The sequence below is a fragment of the Streptomyces sp. NPDC052236 genome (genome assembly GCF_044548015.1).
In the GTDB taxonomy this organism is placed as follows: Bacteria; Actinomycetota; Actinomycetes; order Streptomycetales; family Streptomycetaceae; genus Streptomyces.
On record NZ_JBIUBL010000007.1, the window covers coordinates 68,223 to 86,873 of the forward strand.

18 protein-coding genes are annotated in these 18,651 nt (G+C 71.9%); 14 read left to right on the forward strand and 4 right to left on the reverse strand.

The features are described 5' to 3' along the window. Positions 1–15: 15 nt before the first annotated feature. From ACIHCQ_RS14110 to cobI, 4 genes are read left to right on the forward strand one after another with little or no spacing between them, the layout of a single operon-like run. A complete protein-coding gene (locus ACIHCQ_RS14110) occupies positions 16–2,028 on the forward strand; it encodes a putative cobaltochelatase (protein ID WP_399661604.1) in 2,013 nt (670 codons plus the stop codon). Then, positions 2,028–2,627, forward strand: a complete 600-nt coding sequence (cobO, locus tag ACIHCQ_RS14115; RefSeq protein WP_399661606.1) for a cob(I)yrinic acid a,c-diamide adenosyltransferase — start codon at positions 2,028–2,030, stop codon at positions 2,625–2,627. The genes ACIHCQ_RS14110 and cobO overlap by 1 nt, the downstream gene beginning before the upstream one ends. Continuing rightward, positions 2,621–4,054, forward strand: coding sequence for a cobyrinate a,c-diamide synthase (locus ACIHCQ_RS14120; protein ID WP_399661608.1), 1,434 nt, complete (start codon positions 2,621–2,623; stop codon positions 4,052–4,054). The genes cobO and ACIHCQ_RS14120 overlap by 7 nt, the downstream gene beginning before the upstream one ends. After that, complete coding sequence (gene cobI / locus ACIHCQ_RS14125; RefSeq protein ID WP_399661610.1) at positions 4,051–4,794, forward strand: precorrin-2 C(20)-methyltransferase; 744 nt, start codon at positions 4,051–4,053, stop codon at positions 4,792–4,794. The genes ACIHCQ_RS14120 and cobI overlap by 4 nt, the downstream gene beginning before the upstream one ends. Positions 4,795–4,799: 5 nt before the next feature. Here the strand turns inward: cobI and ACIHCQ_RS14130 are convergent, their stop codons facing one another. Further along, positions 4,800–5,519, reverse strand: a complete 720-nt coding sequence (locus ACIHCQ_RS14130) for a ZIP family metal transporter (RefSeq protein ID WP_399661613.1) — start codon at positions 5,517–5,519, stop codon at positions 4,800–4,802. Between the two features lie 92 nt (positions 5,520–5,611). Here ACIHCQ_RS14130 and cobM point away from each other — a divergent pair, with 92 nt between their 5' ends. The 6 genes from cobM to cobC all read left to right on the forward strand — a co-directional run bounded on the left by cobM (position 5,612) and on the right by cobC (position 12,195). After that, positions 5,612–6,451, forward strand: a complete 840-nt coding sequence (cobM, locus tag ACIHCQ_RS14135; RefSeq protein WP_399661615.1) for a precorrin-4 C(11)-methyltransferase — start codon at positions 5,612–5,614, stop codon at positions 6,449–6,451. After that, on the forward strand, positions 6,448–7,728 hold the full coding sequence (gene cbiE / locus ACIHCQ_RS14140) for a precorrin-6y C5,15-methyltransferase (decarboxylating) subunit CbiE (RefSeq protein WP_399661617.1): 1,281 nt from the start codon (positions 6,448–6,450) through the stop codon (positions 7,726–7,728). The genes cobM and cbiE overlap by 4 nt, the downstream gene beginning before the upstream one ends. Then, on the forward strand, positions 7,725–9,440 hold the full coding sequence (cobJ, locus tag ACIHCQ_RS14145; RefSeq protein WP_399661619.1) for a precorrin-3B C(17)-methyltransferase: 1,716 nt from the start codon (positions 7,725–7,727) through the stop codon (positions 9,438–9,440). Before cbiE ends, cobJ begins: the two co-directional genes overlap by 4 nt. Before the next feature lie 217 nt (positions 9,441–9,657). After that, entirely contained in the window at positions 9,658–10,245 is a 588-nt protein-coding gene (locus ACIHCQ_RS14150; RefSeq protein WP_399661621.1) for a precorrin-8X methylmutase, read from the forward strand. Beyond that, a complete protein-coding gene (locus tag ACIHCQ_RS14155) occupies positions 10,242–11,156 on the forward strand; it encodes a sirohydrochlorin chelatase (protein ID WP_399661623.1) in 915 nt (304 codons plus the stop codon). Before ACIHCQ_RS14150 ends, ACIHCQ_RS14155 begins: the two co-directional genes overlap by 4 nt. Further along, positions 11,140–12,195, forward strand: coding sequence for an Rv2231c family pyridoxal phosphate-dependent protein CobC (gene cobC / locus ACIHCQ_RS14160; protein WP_399661625.1), 1,056 nt, complete (start codon positions 11,140–11,142; stop codon positions 12,193–12,195). The genes ACIHCQ_RS14155 and cobC overlap by 17 nt, the downstream gene beginning before the upstream one ends. 443 nt (positions 12,196–12,638) lie before the next feature. On the opposite strand, the gene ACIHCQ_RS14165 is transcribed toward cobC, so the two are convergent. Beyond that, positions 12,639–12,932 (reverse strand): hypothetical protein, encoded by a 294-nt coding sequence (locus ACIHCQ_RS14165; RefSeq protein WP_399661627.1) that lies wholly within the window; start codon positions 12,930–12,932, stop codon positions 12,639–12,641. A gap of 122 nt (positions 12,933–13,054) precedes the next feature. Between ACIHCQ_RS14165 and ACIHCQ_RS14170 the strand changes: the two genes are divergently transcribed. Then, a complete protein-coding gene (locus ACIHCQ_RS14170; RefSeq protein WP_399661629.1) occupies positions 13,055–13,261 on the forward strand; it encodes a hypothetical protein in 207 nt (68 codons plus the stop codon). Positions 13,262–13,517: 256 nt separating this feature from the next. On the opposite strand, the gene ACIHCQ_RS14175 is transcribed toward ACIHCQ_RS14170, so the two are convergent. Next, positions 13,518–14,048 carry a MarR family winged helix-turn-helix transcriptional regulator gene (locus ACIHCQ_RS14175; RefSeq protein WP_399661632.1) on the reverse strand — a complete coding sequence of 177 codons (531 nt, stop codon included), beginning with the start codon at positions 14,046–14,048 and terminating at the stop codon, positions 13,518–13,520. A gap of 104 nt (positions 14,049–14,152) precedes the next feature. On the opposite strand from ACIHCQ_RS14175, the gene ACIHCQ_RS14180 reads away from it, so the two are divergent. Continuing rightward, positions 14,153–15,097 (forward strand): EamA family transporter, encoded by a 945-nt coding sequence (locus ACIHCQ_RS14180; RefSeq protein ID WP_399661634.1) that lies wholly within the window; start codon positions 14,153–14,155, stop codon positions 15,095–15,097. Between the two features lie 2 nt (positions 15,098–15,099). Beyond that, on the forward strand, positions 15,100–15,984 hold the full coding sequence (locus ACIHCQ_RS14185) for an NAD(P)H-binding protein (protein WP_399661635.1): 885 nt from the start codon (positions 15,100–15,102) through the stop codon (positions 15,982–15,984). 148 nt (positions 15,985–16,132) lie between these two features. Here ACIHCQ_RS14185 and ACIHCQ_RS14190 read toward each other — a convergent pair whose 3' ends face one another. Next, positions 16,133–17,224: an amidohydrolase family protein gene (locus ACIHCQ_RS14190; RefSeq protein WP_399661637.1), complete on the reverse strand. Its 1,092-nt coding sequence runs from the start codon at positions 17,222–17,224 to the stop codon at positions 16,133–16,135. An 89-nt stretch (positions 17,225–17,313) separates the two neighbouring features. Between ACIHCQ_RS14190 and ACIHCQ_RS14195 the strand changes: the two genes are divergently transcribed. Continuing rightward, positions 17,314–18,432: a pyridoxal-phosphate-dependent aminotransferase family protein gene (locus tag ACIHCQ_RS14195; protein ID WP_399661639.1), complete on the forward strand. Its 1,119-nt coding sequence runs from the start codon at positions 17,314–17,316 to the stop codon at positions 18,430–18,432. Positions 18,433–18,651: the final 219 nt, after the last annotated feature.

Consider the following 18,651-nt stretch of genomic DNA (forward strand, 5'->3'; position numbering starts at 1 on the left):
GATCGAGGAGACCGCATGAGTACCCCGTACCCTTTCACCGCGATCGTCGGGCAAGAGGACCTCCGTCTCGCGCTACTGCTCAACGCCGTGTCTTCGCAGGTCGGCGGTGTGCTCGTGCGCGGCGAGAAGGGGACCGCCAAGTCGACCGCCGTACGCGCGCTTGCGGTGTTGATACCGGAGGTTCCGGTGGTCTCCGGATGCCGGTTCTCCTGCGACCCCACCGCGCCCGATCCGCAGTGCCCGGACGGTCCGCACGAGCCCGGTAACGGCACTGCCCGGGCCGCCCGGATGGTCGAGTTGCCCGTCGGGGCCTCGGAAGACCGGCTCGTCGGGGCGCTGGACATCGAGCGCGCGCTCTCGGAGGGCGTGAAGGCCTTCGAACCCGGGCTGCTCGCCGCCGCGCACCGCGGGATCTTGTACGTCGACGAGGTCAATCTGCTGCATGACCATCTGGTTGACCTGCTGCTCGACGCCGCCGCCATGGGCGCCTCGTACGTCGAGCGCGAGGGCGTCTCCGTACGGCATGCCGCGCGCTTCCTCCTCGTCGGGACGATGAACCCCGAAGAGGGCGAGCTGCGGCCCCAGTTGCTGGACCGCTTCGGGCTCACCGTCGAGGTCGCGGCCTCCCGGGAGCCCGATCAGCGGGTGGAGGTCGTGCGGCGGCGGCTCGCGTACGACGACGATCCGGCCGGGTTCGCCGGGCGCTGGGCAGACGAGGAGACGTCGCTGCGGTCGCGGATCGTCGCCGCGCGCGCCCTGTTGCCCGAAGTACGGCTCGGGGACGGCCCGCTCCGCCAGATCGCGGCCACCTGCGCGGCCTTCGAGGTCGACGGGATGCGCGCGGACATCGTGATGGCCCGGACCGCGACCGCGCTGGCCGCCTGGGCCGGGCGTACGGTCGTCACCGCCGAGGACGTACGGCAGGCGGCGCTCCTCGCGCTCCCCCACCGGCGGCGGCGGAATCCGTTCGACGCGCCCGGTCTGGACGAGGACAAGCTCGACCAGACCTTGGAGGAGTTCGGGGACGACGATCCCGACCCTGACCCTGACGGCCCGAACGGGGGCGGGCAGCCGCCGCAGGGCGGGCCCGACTCCCCCGACGCGTCGCCCGAGGGCGAGCAGGGCGGCCAGGCCGAGGACACGTCAGCTCAGCAGGCTCCCGCGGGCGGCGGTGAGCAGCAAGCCGTACGGGCCGCCGAACCGTTCCGTACGAAGGTGCTGAGCGTGCCCGGTCTGGGCGAGGGCGCGGCCGGGCGCAGGTCCCGGGCGCGCACCGAGCACGGGCGTACGACCGGAGCGCGGCGGCCCCAAGGGGCGCTCACCAAGCTGCACTTGGCGGCGACCGTGCAGGCCGCCGCCCCGCATCAGCTGGCCCGTGGGCGCACCGGCCCGGGCCTGGTGGTACGCCGCGACGATCTGCGGCAGGCCACCAGGGAGGGCCGGGAGGGCAACCTCGTGCTGTTCGTCGTGGACGCCTCGGGGTCGATGGCGGCCCGGCAGCGCATGAGCGCCGTGAAGGGCGCGGTGCTTTCGCTGCTCCTGGACGCGTATCAGCGGCGCGACAAGGTCGGTCTGGTCACCTTCCGTGGGCAGGACGCCGAGCTGGCGCTGCCCCCGACCTCGTCGGTGGAGGCCGCGGCGGTCCGGCTGGAGACACTGCCGACCGGCGGCCGTACGCCGCTGGCTGCCGGGCTGCTCAGGGCGCACGACGTACTGCGGGTGGAGCGTCTGCGCGATCCGTCGCGTCGGCCGCTGCTGGTCGTGGTGACCGACGGGCGGGCGACCGGCGGGGTCGGCCCGGTCGCGCTCGGGGCGCGGGCGGCGCGGCTGCACGCCGCCGAGGGCACGGCGTCGGTCGTCGTGGACTGCGAGTCGGGGCCGGTACGGCTCGGGCTCGCCGTCGAACTCGCGCGGGACCTCGGCGGGACCGCCGTCACGCTCGACGAGCTGCGCGCCGACTCGATCGCCGGGCTCGTGAAGGACGTTCAGAGTGCGCAGAGTGCTCACAGTGCCAGGAGGGCCGCGTAATGCCGCAGGGACAGCCGTCCGTCGTACCGGACGACGGGCTCACCACCCGCCAGCGCCGCAACCGCCCGCTCGTCGTCGTCCACACGGGCATCGGCAAGGGAAAGTCGACCGCCGCCTTCGGGCTCGCGCTGCGCGCCTGGAATCAGGGGTGGCCGATCGGGGTGTTCCAGTTCGTGAAGTCCGCGAAGTGGAAGGTGGGCGAGGAGAACGCGCTACGAGTGCTGGGGGCGTCGGGCGAGGGCGGCCCGGTCGACTGGCACAAGATGGGCGAGGGCTGGTCGTGGGTGCAGCGCGACAGGCAGCTCAACAACGAGGAGGCGGCGCGCGAGGGCTGGGAGCAGGTCAAGCGCGACCTGGCGGCGCAGACGTACCGGCTGTATGTGCTGGACGAGTTCGCGTATCCCATGCACTGGGGGTGGGTGGACACGGACGAGGTGATCCAGGTGCTGCGCGACCGGCCCGGGACTCAGCATGTGGTGATCACCGGCCGTAACGCGCCGGAGAAGCTGATCACCATCGCCGATCTGGTGACCGAGATGGCGAAGGTGAAGCACCCGATGGACGCCGGTCAGAAGGGGCAGCGGGGCATCGAGTGGTAGCACGTCTTGTCGTGGCCGCGCCGTCGTCCGGGAGTGGGAAGACCACTGTCGCGACGGGGCTGATGGCCGCGTTCGTCGCGGCGGGTCTGTTGGTGTCCGGGCACAAGGTCGGCCCTGACTACATCGACCCGGGCTATCACGCGATCGCCACCGGGCGTCCGGGTCGGAATCTGGACGCGTATCTGTGCGGTACGGAGCTGATCGCGCCGCTGTTCGCGCATGGTGCGGCGGGGTGCGATCTGGCTGTGGTGGAGGGTGTGATGGGGCTGTTCGACGGTGCGGCGGGGGCGGGCGAGCTGGCGTCCACGGCGCAGGTCGCGAAGTTGCTGCGGGCGCCGGTGGTGCTGGTGGTGGACGCGTCGTCGCAGTCGCGGTCGGTGGCGGCGCTGGTGCACGGTTTCGCGTCGTGGGATCCGCAGGTGCGGATCGGGGGCGTGATCCTGAACAAGGTGGGGTCGGACCGGCACGAGGAGCTGCTGCGGGAGGCGCTGGACGAGTCGGGGGTGCCGGTGCTGGGGGCGTTGCGGCGGGTTGAGGAGGTGGGGACGCCGTCGCGGCACCTGGGGTTGGTGCCGGTGGCGGAGCGGCGGGCGGAGGCGGTGGAGGCGGTGCGGGTGATGGGGGAGAGGGTGCGGGAGGGGTGTGACCTGGAGGGGCTGCTGGGGTTGGCCCGCAGTGCGGCGGCGGTGCCTGACGCGCCGTGGGACGCGGGGGTCGCCTGCGGCGGGCCTGTCCCCTACCCGCCCTCCCCCAGAGCTTCGCCTGGGAGGGACCCCCATCCCGAACTGGGGGCAGCGCCCCCGACAAGGGCCCGCAGGCGCACCCCACGCCCCGTCGTCGCCGTCGCCGGTGGTCCCGCCTTCAGTTTCTCGTACACCGAGCACACCGAGCTCCTCACAGCCGCCGGCGCCGACGTCGTCCCCTTCGACCCGCTGCGCGACGAACAACTCCCCGAGGGCACGACCGGCCTCGTCATCGGCGGCGGCTTCCCCGAGGTGTACGCGCCCGAGCTGTCCGCCAATGAGCCGCTGCGCAAGGCCGTCGCCGAGCTCGCGCTCTCCGGTGCGCCCGTCGCCGCCGAGTGTGCCGGGCTGCTGTACCTCTCACGCTCCCTGGACGGAATGCCGATGTGCGGCGTCCTGGACGCCGACGCGCGGATGTCGGAGCGGCTGACGCTCGGCTACCGGGACGCTGTCGCCGTCAGCGACAGCGTTCTCGCTGTCGCCGGGACACGGACACGCGGGCACGAGTTCCATCGGACAGTCGTGGAACCGGCAGCGGGGCCCGCGCCCGCATGGGGCATGCACCGGCCGGAGCGGCGCGTCGAGGGGTTCGTACAACAGGGCGTGCACGCGAGCTATCTGCATACGCACTGGGCGGGCGCGCCCGGCATGGCCCGGAGATTCATCGAGAGGTGTGGAGCATGAGCGGCAACAGACTCATCGGGGTCGGAGTGGGCCCCGGCGATCCCGAGTTGGTGACCGTCAAGGGCGTCAACGCCCTCCGCGACGCCGAGGTCGTCGTCGTACCCGTGATGGACACCCTGGAGCAGGGGCGTGCCGAGGCGACCGTTCTGCACTACGTGTCCGCCGACAAGGTCGTACGGGTCGTCTTCGCGCTCAACGAGCGCACCGACCGCGCCCGCCGCGAGGCCGCCTGGGACGCTGCCGGGCGCCGCGTCGCCGAGCTGCTGCGCGCCCATTCCGCCGTCGCCTTCGCGACGATCGGCGACCCCAATGTGTACTCGACGTTCACCTATCTCGCGCAGACCGTCGCGGAGTTGGTCCCGGGGACGGTCGTGGAGACCGTGCCGGGCATCACCGCCATGCAGGATCTCGCGGCCCGCAGCGGGGCGGTCCTCACCGAGGGGACCGAGCCGTTGACGCTGGTGCCGGTGACCGCGGGGGCGGCCGTGCTCAAGGACGCGCTGGAGGGTCCGGGGACGGTCGTGGCGTACAAGTTCGGGCGGCTGGCGGCGGAGGTGGCCACCGCGCTGCGGGAGACCGGGCGTACCGAGGGCGCGGTGTGGGGGTCGGCGCTCGGGCTGCCCGGGGAGTCCATCCGGCCGGCCGCCGAGCTGGCCGGGCTGGACGCGGGAACGCTGCCGTACCTGTCGACGCTGATCGTGCCCGCGCCGCGCGACGGCGGGCGCGGGGGCAAGCTGTGAGTTCCTCACTCGGAGAGGCCCACCACCAGCCAGATGAAGCCCACGCCTCCCGCCGTGCACAGCAGCGTCGACCGCGCGGGGTGCGCGTGGTGTGCCTCGGGCAGGATCTCGGCGGCTGCGAGATAGAGCAGGGCGCCGCCGAAGAACCCGAGATAGCTGCCCAGAAGCTCCGCCGGGAGCGTGAAGAGCACTGTGGACGCCGTACCGGCGATAGGGGCGAGCGCGTCGGCGATGAGCATCGCGATCGCCTTGCGGCGCGTGTTCCCGTACAGGCTGGTGAGCGTGTACGTGTTGAAGCCGTCCGCGAAGTCGTGGGTGACGACGGCGACCGCCACGGTCGCGCCCATGCCCTCGCCCACCTGGAACGCCGCGCCGATCGCGACCCCGTCCAGCAGGCTGTGGCCCACCATCGCCGCCGCGGCCGTCAGTCCCACCTGCGGGGCTCGCTCGTCCGCGCCGTGTGCCGCCTGACGTACCGCCAGCAGCCGTTCCACCATGTGGGCCGTCAGGAAGCCGCCGACGAACAGCAGCAGTGCGCGCTCCACGCCGAACACCTCGTCGCGCGACGCCCGAAGTGCCTCGGGCAGCAGATCCAGGCCGACCACACCCAGCATCAGGCCGCCCGTCAGGCCGAGCACGAGGTGGCGGCGGTCGGTGACGCGTTGCGCCGTCCAGCCGCCGAACAGCGTCATCAGGAACGCGCCGAGCGCGACGAACACCGCCATGCGCTCTTGCTAGCGGATTGATCCGTCGCTGCGAGCGCGAGATCAGTACGAATCACCCGAATGACTCGAATAACCCGAGAGGACCCCCGCTCATGGCCGATGCCGCTGCCGCTGCCGCTGCCGACACTCACGGCAAGGTGACCTTCGTCGGCGCCGGTCCGGGCGCCGCCGATCTGCTGACGTTCCGGGCCGCGCGTGCCATCGCCGAAGCCGACGTCGTCATCTGGGCGGCCAGCCTGGTGCAGGCCGAGGTCCTCGACCACGCCCGCGAGGACGCCGAGATCCTCGACTCCGCGGCGATGTCGCTCGAAGACGTCGTCGCCGTGTACGAGCGTGCCCGCGGCGAGGGCCTGCGCGTCGCCAGGATCCACTCCGGGGACCCCGCCCTGTGGGGCGGCACGCAGGAACAGCTCGACCGGTGTACGGAGCTGGGTCTCGCCGTCGAGATCGTGCCGGGCGTCTCGTCGTTCTCGGCGGTCGCCGCGATCGCGCAGCGCGAGCTGACGATCCCGGAGATCGCGCAGTCCGTGATCCTGACCCGGCTCGGCGGCGGCAAGACGCCGATGCCGCCGGGCGAGGAGGTACGGGAGTTCGCGCGCCACGGCACGACGATGGCGCTGTTCCTGTCGGCGGCGCGCTCGGGCCAGTTGACGCAGGAGCTGCTGGAGGGCGGCTATCCGACGAGTACGCCGGTGGTCGTCGCCTATCAGGCGACCTGGCCGGAGGAGCTGATCCTGCGCTGCACGATCGGCACGCTGGAGGAGACGGTCAAGGAGCACCGGCTCTGGAAGCACACGCTCTTCCTGGTCGGTCCGGCGCTGGCGGCGTCGGGGACGCGGTCGCATCTGTACCACCCGGGGCACTTCCACGGTTACCGGAAGGCGGACCCGGCGGCCCGCAAGGCCCTGCGCGCGGAAGGCATGAAGCCGTGATCACCGTCATCGGTACGGGGACGGGCGCGCCGCTGTCCGTACGCGACAGCCAGGCGCTCGCCGACGCCACCCTGGTGGTGGGCGGGCGACGCCATCTGACAGCGGCCGACATCCCGGCCGGCGCCGAACAGTTGGCAATGGGCCCGCTCGCGCCCGCGCTCGACGCGATCGAGAAGCAGCGGGCGGGGGGCGAGGCGCGGGTGGTGGTGCTGGCCTCGGGCGACCCCGGGTTCTTCGGGATCGTACGGGCGCTGGCCGAGCGTTTCGGGGCGGACGCGCTGGACGTACGGCCGGGGGCGGGGTCGGTGTCCGTCGCCTTCGCCCGGATCGGGCTGCCGTGGGACGACGCGGTGGTCGTCAGCGCGCACGGCCGTGATCTGCGGACCGCGGTCAATGTGTGCCGGGCGCACGCCAAGACGGCCGTGCTGACAGGTCCCGGCGCGGGCCCCGCGGAGCTGGGGGCCGAGCTGGCGCGGGGGTCGGCGCAGGGGTCGGGCCGGCGGACCCTGGTGGTGGCGACGGCGCTCGGTGATCCGGCGCACGAGCGGATCGAGCGGCTGACGCCCGCTCAGGCGGCGGCGCGTGAGTGGGGCGACGCGGCGAACGTGGTGCTCTGCCTGGACGAGAGTCGCGTGCTGTCGCCGGTGCAGCGCACCCTCTCCGTACCCGGGGGCCCTGACCGGTGGGCGCTGGACGAGGGCGAGTTCGAGCACCGCGACTCGATGATCACGAAGTTCGAGGTGCGGGCGCTGGCGCTGGCGCGGCTGGGTCCGCGTACGGGTGACTTCGTGTGGGACATCGGCGCGGGGTCCGGTTCGGTGGCGGTGGAGTGCGCACGGTTCGGCGCGGCCGTGGCCGCCGTGGAGAAGACCGCCGACGGCGTGGAGCGGATCCGCGCGAACGCGGCGGCGCACGGCGTGGACGTATGGCCCGTGCACGGCGAGGCGCCCGCGGTGCTGTCCCGGCTCGCCGCCCCCGACGCGGTGTTCATCGGGGGCGGGGGCGCGGAACTGCCCACGATCGTGACCGCGTGCGCGCGGCGGGCCCGGCGCACGGTGGTGGTGGCGCTGGCGGCCGTGGACCGGGTGCCCGCGGTACGGGGGGCGCTGGCCGCGGCGGGGTTCGCGACCGAGGGCGTGCTGCTGCACTCGTCGCGGCTGGCGCCGCTGCCGGGAGATGTGACGCGGCTGGCTGCCGCGAACCCGGTCTTCCTGCTGTGGGGCGACCGCCCCACAGCTGTGTCAGATGTGGTTCTGAACGAAGGAGCGATTCAGTGATCGGCCTGATCTCCGCGACGGCGGCGGGCGCCGCGGCCCGCGACCGGCTGGCCGCGGCCTGGCCCGGCCGTACCCGGGTGTACGAGGGCGGCCCGGCGGGCGAGTCGGTGCGTGAGTCGGTGGAGCGCGCGTTCGCGGAGTGTGAGCAGCTGGTGTGCTTCCTGGCGACGGGCGCGGTGGTACGGCTGATCGCCCCGCTGCTGGCGGGCAAGGCGGCGGACCCGGGTGTGGTGTGCGTGGACGAGGGGCAGCGGTACGCGGTGTCGCTGCTGGGCGGCCACGGGGGCGGCGCGAACGAGCTGGCGGCCGAGGTCGCGGATGTACTGGGCTGCGCCCCGGTGGTGACGACGGCGACGGACGCGGCGGACGTCCCGGGTCTGGACACGCTGGGGTGGCCGGTGGAGGGCGCGGTCGCGGCGGTGACGCGGGCGGTGCTGGACGGGGAGCGGGTGGCGCTGCGGTCGCCGGGCGGGGTGTGGCCGCTGCCGCCGCTGCCGGTGAATGTGAGCGAGGGCGGCGACGGTGACTCGGTGCTGCGGGTCACGGACCGGATCGTAGAACTGGGGGCTCGGGAGGCCGTGTTGCGCCCGCCGTCGCTCGTGGTCGGGGTGGGGGCGTCCAAGGGCGCACCCGTCGATGAGGTCCTCGGGCTGATCGAGGAGGCGCTGCGGGGAGCGGGGCTCTCGGCGCTGAGCGTCGCCGAGCTGGCGACCGTCGACGCGAAGGCGGCGGAGCCGGGGATCGTCGGGGCCGCGGAGCGGCTCGGGGTGCCCCTGGTGACGTACGGCGCGCAGCGGCTGGCGGGGATCGCGGTGCCGAACCCGTCCGGCGCACCGCTCGCGGCGGTGGGGACGCCGTCCGTGGCGGAGGCGGCGGCGCTCGCGGGCGGGGGCGAACTCCTCGTCCCGAAGCGGAAGTCGACGCCTGAAGCCGGGGCGGGCGCGGCGATGGCGACGTGCGCGATCGTACGCAGGCCGCCGCGCGGCCGGCTGGCCGTGGTGGGGCTCGGACCGGGCGCGCGTGATCTGCTCACCCCGCGCGCCACGGCGGAGCTGCGGCGCGCTTCGGTGCTCGTCGGCCTCGACCAGTACGTCGACCAGATCCGCGATCTGCTCAGGCCCGGGACGCGCGTGCTCGAGTCCGGCCTCGGGGCCGAGGAGGAACGGGCCCGCACGGCGGTCGCCGAGGCGCGTGCGGGGCATGCGGTGGCGCTGATCGGCAGCGGTGACGCGGGCGTGTACGCGATGGCGTCACCGGCGCTGGCTGAGGCGTCCGACGACATCGACGTGGTCGGGGTGGCGGGGGTGACGGCGGCGCTGGCCGCTGCGGCGATCCTGGGCGCGCCGCTCGGCCACGACCATGTCTCGGTCAGCCTGTCGGATCTGCACACGCCGTGGGAGGTCATCGAGCGACGGGTGCGGGCCGTGGCGGAGGCAGACTTCGTCGTGACGTTCTACAACCCGCGCAGCCGGGGCCGGGACTGGCAGCTCCCGAAGGCGCTGTCGATCCTCGCGGAGCACCGGGAGCCGGGGACGCCGGTGGGTGTCGTACGCAACGCGTCGCGGGCGGACGAATCCAGCCGCGTCACGACACTGGCCGGACTGGATCCGGCGACGGTGGACATGATGACGGTCGTGACGGTGGGCAACACGGCCACGCGAGAAATCGCGGGCCGCATGGTGACCCCGCGCGGCTACCGGTGGCAGTCATGAGGCCGACGCCCGGCGCGGCGCGGGGAGCCGCGACGACGCGTGCGGCGACCAGTCGCGGGGCCCGCGCGCGAGCGCCGATGTCGCGTGCCCGCCGCGCCTGCGGGGTGGGGGTCCCCGTGCCGTACCTGCCGTACCGCGCCCACACGAGCGCGGACCGACACCGCGCCGACGACGCGATACGCACCACTCCCCCCGCACCCCGCACCGGAGTCGCCCCATGACCCGCGTCGTTCACCCCATCGAACAGGAGTCCTTCCGGCGGCTCCGCTCCCGCCTCGACACCAGCGGGTTCCCGCCGCTCACCCGCGCCGTCGTGGAGCGGGTCATCCACTCCTCCGCCGATCTCGGCTACGCCACCGATCTCGTCTGCGACGAGGCCGCTCTCCGTGCCGCGCACGACGCGCTGCACGCCGGTGCGCCCGTCGTCGCGGACGTCGAGATGGTCGCCGCGGGCATCACCCGGCGCGAGACCGTCTGCCGTCTCAAGGACGCCCGCTCAGGCCCTGGCGGACTGACCCGTTCCGCCCACGCCGTCCGTCTGGCGTACGAGGAGGTCGGGCCGGGCGCGATCTGGGTCGTCGGCTGCGCGCCCACCGCCCTAGAAGAGCTGCTCGTCCTCGACGCCGCGCCCGCGCTCGTGATCGGGCTGCCTGTCGGCTTCGTCGGCGCGGCCGAGTCCAAGGCCGCGCTCCGCGAGAGCGGGCTGCCCGCCGTCAGCAACGTGTCCGAGAAGGGCGGCAGCGCCGTCGCCGCAGCCGCGCTGAACGCCCTGCTCTACCACCCGCACACCAAGGAGAACGCGTGACCACCCCGCCGCCCGCACTACTCATCGCCGGCCACGGCACCCGAGACGAAGCGGGGGCCGAGGCCTTCCGGGACTTCGTACGGGAGCTGGGGCGCCGTCATCCCGAACTCCCCGTCGCCGGCGGCTTCATCGAGCTGTCCGCGCCGCCTCTCGGCGATGCCGTCACCGAGCTGGTCGGGCAGGGCGTGAATCGTTTCGCCGCCGTGCCGCTGATGCTGGTGTCCGCCGGGCACGCCAAGGGCGACATCCCCGCGGCGCTGGCCCGCGAGCGGGAGCGCCACCCCGGGATCTCGTACACCTACGGCCGCCCGCTCGGCCCACACCCGGGGCTGTTGCGAGTGCTGGAACGGCGGCTCGACGAGGCACTGGGCTCATCGGCCGATCGCGCCGATCGCGCCGATGTGACCGTGCTGCTGGTGGGGCGCGGTTCGACCGACCCGGACGCCAACTCCGAGGTCCTCAAGGCGTCCCGGCTGCTGTGGGAGGGGCGGGGTTACGCCGGGGTGGAGACCGCCTTCGTCTCCCTCGCCGCCCCAGATGTGCCGAGCGGTCTCGACCGGTGCGTACGGCTGGGGGCGCGGCGGATCGTCGTACTCCCGTACTTCCTCTTCACCGGCATCCTCCCGGACCGGGTGGTCCTGCAGACGCAGGAGTGGGCTCAGGCGCACCCCGAGGTGGAGGTGGTCTCGGCGGAGGTGATCGGGCCTGCCGAGGAGTTGCTCGACCTGGTCATGGAGCGCTACCGGGAGGCCGTCGCGGGCGGCGTGCGGATGAACTGCGACTCCTGCGTGTACCGGATCGCACTGCCGGGCTTCGAGGACAAGGTGGGTCTGCCGCAGCAGCCGCACTTCCACCCGGACGACGACGGGCACCATCACACGCATCGCGGCAGCCATGCACACTCACACTGACGGACATGATCTCCTCCACCACGGCGATGCCGAGGTGCGAGACGCCCGTCTCACCGACCTCGCCGTCAATGTCCGGGCGGACACTCCCCCGGACTGGCTCCGTGAACGGATCGCCGGTTCGCTGTCCGGGCTGGCCGCCTACCCGGACGGACGGGCGGCCCGAGCGGCGGTCGCGTTGCGGCACGGCGTACCGGTGGAGCGGGTGCTGCTGACGGCGGGGGCGGCGGAGGCGTTCGTACTGCTCGCGCGCGCCCTGCCCGTACGCCACCCGCTCGTCGTGCATCCACAGTTCACCGAGCCTGAGGCGGCCCTGCGGAACGCGGGCCACCAGGTGGCGCGGCTCGTCCTGCGCGAGGCGGACGGCTTCCGGCTCGACCCGGCGGCCGTCCCGGACCGCGCGGACCTGGTCGCCATCGGCAATCCGACCAACCCCACATCCGTACTGCATCCGGCCGCCGACATCGCCGGACTGGCCCGCCCCGGGCGGCTGCTGGTGGTGGACGAGGCGTTCATGGACGCGGTGCCAGGCGAGTCGGAGGCGCTGGCGGGCCGTAGCGACATACCGGGTCTGGTGGTGCTGCGCAGCCTCACCAAGACGTGGGGCCTTGCGGGGCTGCGGATCGGCTACGTACTCGCCGAGCCGGAGACGATCACGGCGCTGGAACGGGCCCAGCCGCTCTGGCCGGTGTCGACGCCCGCGCTGGCCGCCGCCGAGGCGTGCATGGAGCCGGGCGCGCTCAAGGAGGCGGCCGACGCGGCGGTGGAGATCGCGACGCAGCGGGCGCATCTGCTGGCGGGGCTGGCGGAGTTCGATGAGGTACGGGTGGTGGAGGCGGCCGAGGGGCCCTTTGTGCTGCTGCACGTACGGCGGGGGGCGGAGGTACGGGAGAGGCTGCGCGGCCTGGGGTTCGCGGCCCGGCGCGGTGACACGTTCCCGGGGCTCGGGCCGGGGTGGCTGCGGGTGGCGGTACGCGACCGCGTGACGACGAACCGTTTCTTGCAGGCGCTGGACCAGGCCCTGACGATGGTGGGCGATTAGCCTGCGTGCGGGATGCGCCTGCGGCGGGCTTTCCCCTACCCGCCCCTTCCCGCAACTGGGGCTCCACCCCCAGACCCCGTACCGCCCTTCGGGTGGGGGTCCCCCCACGCCACTTGGGGCGTAGGGGGAGTGTCCTCAATCGCCGGACGGGCTCAGTTTGCCGGGCCGCCGGCAACGTGAGCCTCGCCGGCGTTTGAGTCGCGGGGTTCGGGGCGGAGCCCTGACAAGGGGCGCGGCCCTCTTGTTATTCGTGCAGGCCGCCAGGGGTGGTGGTGAGTATGACGTCGGGGCGTCACCTCGGTGCACCTCGGAGCGGCCAAGGGGTCGACGGTGCCCGGGCCGGCAGCATCGGCGTTGAGCTGCCGTCCTCCGCGTCGTGTGCCGGCGCGCTATGGCGGAGCCGGTGGAGCGTCCGCTTCCCTGGGAGGCAGCCAACTACCGCGTCATTCCGGGGCTTCCATCCAGTCGAGGCACTTGCCGTGTATGTCACGCAGGAGGCAGAGCTGCATTCTCGCCAGCATCGGGTCGTCACGGTCCACGAAACTTCTGACGATCCGACCGTCCTCGATGCGGGAGACCCCGACCTGCCGGTCGTAATCGATCCCCATCTCGTTCTCAAGCGCCAGGTTCGCGATGGCATACCTGAGTTTCGCCTCTGGGTACCGCTCCGAGACCGCCTTGACCTCGTCGAAGAATGCAGCGTCTTCCGTGTGCTGGACTCGGTCGTTCGTGGTCATGCGTAGCTCCTGACATCGTCCTGAGCTGAAGAGCCGTTCTCTTTCAATGCTGCCGCAACGGTCTCTGCCTCGCCATTCGCCCGCTGCGGGCCAGGACAGCGCAGGGGTTCGCGCCGGGGTTCGTGAGTACATCCGCAGGCATGGATGCCGGGCTGCGGATATCGATGATTGCTACGGTCCTCGTCGTGCTCTTCGGGGCAGGGCTCTTCCGGTACACGGAATTTGGACCCGGCGCGGGCCGCGGCAAGGAGGGCGAGCCGTCCCCGATCGACCGGTACTCCAACAGCCGGGCGGTCTCTTCGCCCGACAACGCAAGACCCTCCAGGTAGCGCGTCGCCACCTTCGAGTCCACCGAGAACAGCAGCATCTCCGACTCACTGTGAGACAGTGCCCCGTTCATCAGCCTGAGCGACACCTCATGAGTCAGATTTGAACTGCCTCAAGAAGTGCCGGCAGAACGCCTGGCAGGTGTCGGGGTGCCGTCGGTGGTGACGGCGATGTTGGGTGTCGGAGGCGTCAACTGCACTACGCACCGCGGCAGCCTGGTGGTTGACACGGCGCTCAGACCCGAAGGACACAAGATCCCTACACGTCAGTCTCTGCGGAACTCAGGGGATTGGCAGGCGAGTAGTCGCCGAGGCTGGTCAGCAGCTTGCGCAGTAGCCCGGCGAGCTGTTCCTGGTCACGGCCGCTCAGTCGACTGAGGAGCTTCGCCTCCAGGTCGACATGGTCAACGACGATTCCGTCGATCAGCTCCCGGCCACGCTCCGTCAACGTGATCAACACGCTGCGCCGGTTGAGGGGATCGACCTCGCGGGTCACCAGCCCCTTGGCGACAAGACGGTCGATCCGGTTGGTGATCGCTCCGGAGGTGACCATCGACGACTCGACCAACTGCCCCGCAGTGAGCCGATACGGCTGCCCGGACCGGCGCAGCGTCCCCAGCATGTCGAATTCCCATAGCTGCAGGTCATGCGTGGCGAAGTGGTCACGAAGCTCGCGTTCGAGCAGTCGGCAGGCGCGCTGGATCCGGGCCACCACGCCCATCGGCGTGGGGTCGATGTCCGGCCGCTCGGTCCGCCACTGGTTCAGCCGCCAGTCGACGTTGTCCTCCACGAGTCTGCCACCTCCAGAACATCTCAACGTGAAACTGTTTGACGCTAGCCTAACAGACAGCTACTCTCGCTCAACGTTGAACATTTCAACGTTAAGGAGATTAGATGACCCAGGCCTCAAGCCGGTCGGACGCGGTCAGCGCGTCCCTGCCCGTCAGCACCCTGGGACTGACCGCGCTGACCGCTGCCGCGCCGATCAGTTGGGGGACCACATACCTGGTCACCACCGAGTTCCTCCCGCCGGGCTACCCGTTGATGTCGGGTGTGATCCGCGCGCTGCCGGCAGGGCTGATCCTGCTCGCCATCACGCGCAAGCTGCCGCACGGCAAGTGGCTGTGGCGCTCGTTGCTGCTCGGCACCCTCAACATCGGCGCGCTCTTCGCACTGCTGTTCGTCGCCGCCTATCGACTACCGGGTGGCATAGCGGCGATACTCGTCGCCGTCCTGCCGTTGTTCGTCGCCGGCCTGGCGTTCCTGCTGCTGAATGTGAAACCCACACGCTGGCTGCTCGGCTGGGGCCTGGTCGGCGTGGTGGGCGTCGGGTTGATCGTTCTGCGCGGCCGGCTCTCCTTCGACCTGCTCGGCATCCTGGCCGGCATCGCAGCCGCCGGGGTGATGGCCGGCGGAATCGTCCTGACCAAACGCTGGGGACGTCCGGAGGGCGCCGGCGCGGCGACCATCGCCGGCTGGCAGCTCACCGCCGGCGGTCTCGTACTCGTCCCGCTCGCGCTCGCGTTCGAAGGACTTCCACCCGGACTGGATCTTCGTGCGCTCGGCGGCTACGCATGGCTGTCCCTCGTAGGCGCCCTGCTTTCCTTCATGGTCTGGTTTCACGGCATCGGCAAGCTGCCCGTGGTCGCCGCGTCGTTCCTCGCCCTGCTCTCACCCGCGGTTGCCGCGATCCTGGGCTGGCTGTTCCTCGATGAATCCCTGACGCCGTGGCAGGGCGTCGGGGTCCTGCTCGCGCTGACCGCCATCGCCGCCGCGCAGCTGAGCCCCGACGTCGTCCGCAACCTCGTCCGTACCCCCGCTACCGCCAAAGGAGAATGAACATGTCGCGCACCGTGCTGATCACCGGAGCCACCGGGACCGTGTCCACCGCACTCATGAACGCGCTGGAAGGGGCCGATGTGGACCTTCGTGCCCTCGTCCGCCAAGAATCCAAAGCGGACGGCCCCCGCGAGCAGAGCGCCGAGGTCTTCGTCGGTGACCTCGAAGACGCCCGGTCGCTGCCGCCCGCCTTCGAGGGCGTGCAGGACGTGTGGCTGCTCACCCCGAACGGCCCGCGCGCTCCGGAGAACAACATGAACGCCGTGTGGGCCGCACGCCAGGCCGGTGTGGAGCGCATAGTGCGCTTGTCCGTCGTCGGCGCGGCACACGACGCGCCGAACCGCAGCGGCAGGCTGCACGCGCTGTCCGACCGGGAGACCGAACGGTGCGGCATGCGCTGGACGATCCTGCGTCCACACTGGTTCATGCAGAACCTGCTGAACGAGGCGGGTGACATCTCCGCGACCAGCGCGATGTCGCTGAACATGGCCTCGGCCCGGATCGGCATGGTCGACGTACGCGACATCGCCGAGTGCGCTGCCCGCGTGCTCCTCGACGCGCCGGACCGCCACCACGGCCAGACGTACACCCTCACCGGCCCGCGCTCGCTGACGTTTGACCAGGTCGCCGACCAATTGAGTCTGGCTCTCCGCAGGTCCATCACGTACCTGCCGGTCAGCGACGACGCCCAGCGCAAGACGCTGCTCGGCTACGGCGTTCCGAACTGGATCGTCAGCATGCTTGAGGAGTACGCGCAGGCGTATGCCTCCGGCTGGGGCGACTTCACCACCGATACGGTCGCCGACCTGCTCGGCCGCCCCCCGCGCGACCTCGCCGACTTCGTCCGCGACCACGCCGCAGCGTTCACCGCGGCCGACGCCAACTGAAACCCTGACCCGCCGGTCAGCCGCTTTCAGCCTCGCTGGGGGCACCTCCCATGCCGAAGGCTATGGGGGAGATCGAGGCGCGGGGTTCGGGGCGGAGCCCCGACAAGCGCCCGACACGCCCCCCTCAACCAATCCCTCAACCAATCCCTCAGCCGATCACCCGCCCGTTCAGGATCACCCGCCGCGGCCCCGCCAGCACCCTCACATCCGCCCGTGGATCCTCGTCGTACACCACCAGGTCCGCCGGTGCGCCCTCCTCCAGCGCCGGGCGGCCCAGCCACCGCCTTGCCCCCCACGTCGTCGCCGACAGTGCCTGGAGGGACGGGATGCCCGCCTTCACCAGCTCCGCCACCTCCGCCGCCACCAGGCCGTGGGCCAGTGAGCCGCCCGCGTCCGTGCCGACGAAGACAGGGACGCCCGCGTCGTACGCCGCGCGCACCGTGTCGTAGCGGCGGTCGTACAGGCGGCGCATATGGGCCGACCACCGGGGGAACCGCGCTTCGGCGCCCGCCGCCAGGTGCGGGAACGTCGCGATGTTGACCAGCGTCGGGACGATCGCGACACCGCGCTCCGCGAACAGCGGGATCGTGTCCTCGGTGAGCCCGGTCGCGTGCTCGATGCAGTCGATCCCCGCCTCCACCAGGTCCCGCAGCGCGACCTCGGCGAAGCAGTGCGCGGTCACCCGTGCGCCCAGCCGGTGCGCCTCGGCGATCGCCGCCGTGACCTCGGCGCGCGGCCAGCAGGCGGTCAGGTCGCCCGCCTCCCGGTCGATCCAGTCGCCGACGAGTTTGACCCAGCCGTCCCCTCGCCGCGCCTCCGCCGCGACATACGCGACCAGATCGCCCGGCTCGATCTCATGGGCGAAGTTACGGATGTAGCGGCGGGTACGCGCGATATGACGGCCCGCCCTGATGATCTTCGGCAGATCGGCACGGTCGTCCATCCAGCGGGTGTCGGACGCCGATCCGGCGTCACGGATGAGCAGCGTGCCCGCCTCCCGGTCGGTGAGTGCCTGCTTCTCGCTGGTCGCCTCGTCGACCGCGCCGTGGTGGTCGAGTCCGACATGGCAGTGCGCGTCGACCAGACCGGGCAGCGCCCAGCCCCGGACGGTGACCGTCTCACCACTGGCACGGGGCCGTTCGTACGAGATCCGGCCGTCCACCACCCACAGTTCGTCCCGCGCTTCATCGGGCCCGACGAGGACCCGCCCCTTCACATGCAGCACCGTGCGATCGCTCATATCAGCACTGTACGAGCTGTGTGTGAGGCGCTCAGTACCCTCGACCGAGAGCCCGGCCCCATCCCCACCCGCGCGAAGAGAGCACCGCCGTGACGCACCCGCACCACCCCACCCACCACCTCCTCGACCTCGCCCCGCTCACCGCCGCGCACTTCGCGGCCATCGAACGGCAGGTCGCCTCGCTCCTCTCCACCGAGCAGGACGTGGTGATCACCCAGGGCGAGGCGCTGCTCCCCCTGGAGGGCTGCATCCGCGGCGGCGCCCGGCCGGGATCCACCGCACTGAACGTGGTCACCGGACCGTACGGGCAGACCTTCGGCAACTGGCTGCGCGACAGCGGGGCCAACGTGGTCGACCTCGAAGTCCCGTTCCACGCCGCGGTGAGTGCCGCGCAAGTGGCGCAGGCGCTCGACGCCGGCCCCGAGATCGACTTCGTGTCGCTGGTGCACGCCGAGGCAGCGACCGGCAACACCAACCCGGTCGCGGAGATCGGCGAGGTGGTCCGGGCACACGGGGCGCTGTTCATGCTGGACGCGGTGGCCTCGGTGGGCGCCGAGCCGTTGCTGCCGGACGTCTGGGGCGTGGACCTGTGTGTGATCGGCGCGCAGAAGGCGATGGGCGGTCCGGCCGGGGTGTCCGCGGTGTCGGTCAGCGAGCGCGCCTGGGCGCGGTTCGCCGCCAATCCGGCCGCGCCCCGGCGCTCGTACCTCTCCCTCCTCGACTGGAAGGAGCGCTGGATCGACGGTGGCCGCCGCGTGCTGCCGCACGCTCCCGCCCAGTTGGAGATGCTGGCGCTGCAGGCCTGCATGGAGCGCATCGACGCGGAGGGCATGGACGCGGTGATGTCGCGGCACGCCTCGGCCGCGGCGGCCACTCGCGCGGGCGCGTCGGCGCTCGGCGGCGGTCTTGAGCCGTATGTGTACGAGGCGCGGGACGCGGCTCCGGTGGCGACGACGCTGCGTGTCCCGGCCGGGGCCGATGCCTCCGCCCTGGTCGCGAGGGCGCTCGCGGCCGATCCCTCGCTGCCGCTGATCGCGGGCGGCGGAGCACTGGCCAAGGAGATGCTACGGGTCAACCACTACGGGGCGGACGCCACGCGGGACGTAGTGGCGTCCTCGCTCGCGGCGCTGGGCGCTGCGCTCGCCGAGACGGGTGCGACGGTGGACCTGGAAGCGGCCCGGCGCGCGGTCACCGCCGCCCGGCACTGACCACCGGGCGACGACCGGGCGACGAACAACATTCTTCCGGATATTAAAGTCGACGTGAATTGAAGGAAACGGAAAATTGCTTTATTGCGGGCAGCTACCCGTTTTCTTCTGCCCCCGTTTCCCGATCCTAAACACCGTGTTTTTCACCGCATCGACGGACCCGATCAGACGCAATTCGAACAGTTCTCACGGACGTTACAAATATGTGACCGACCCCAC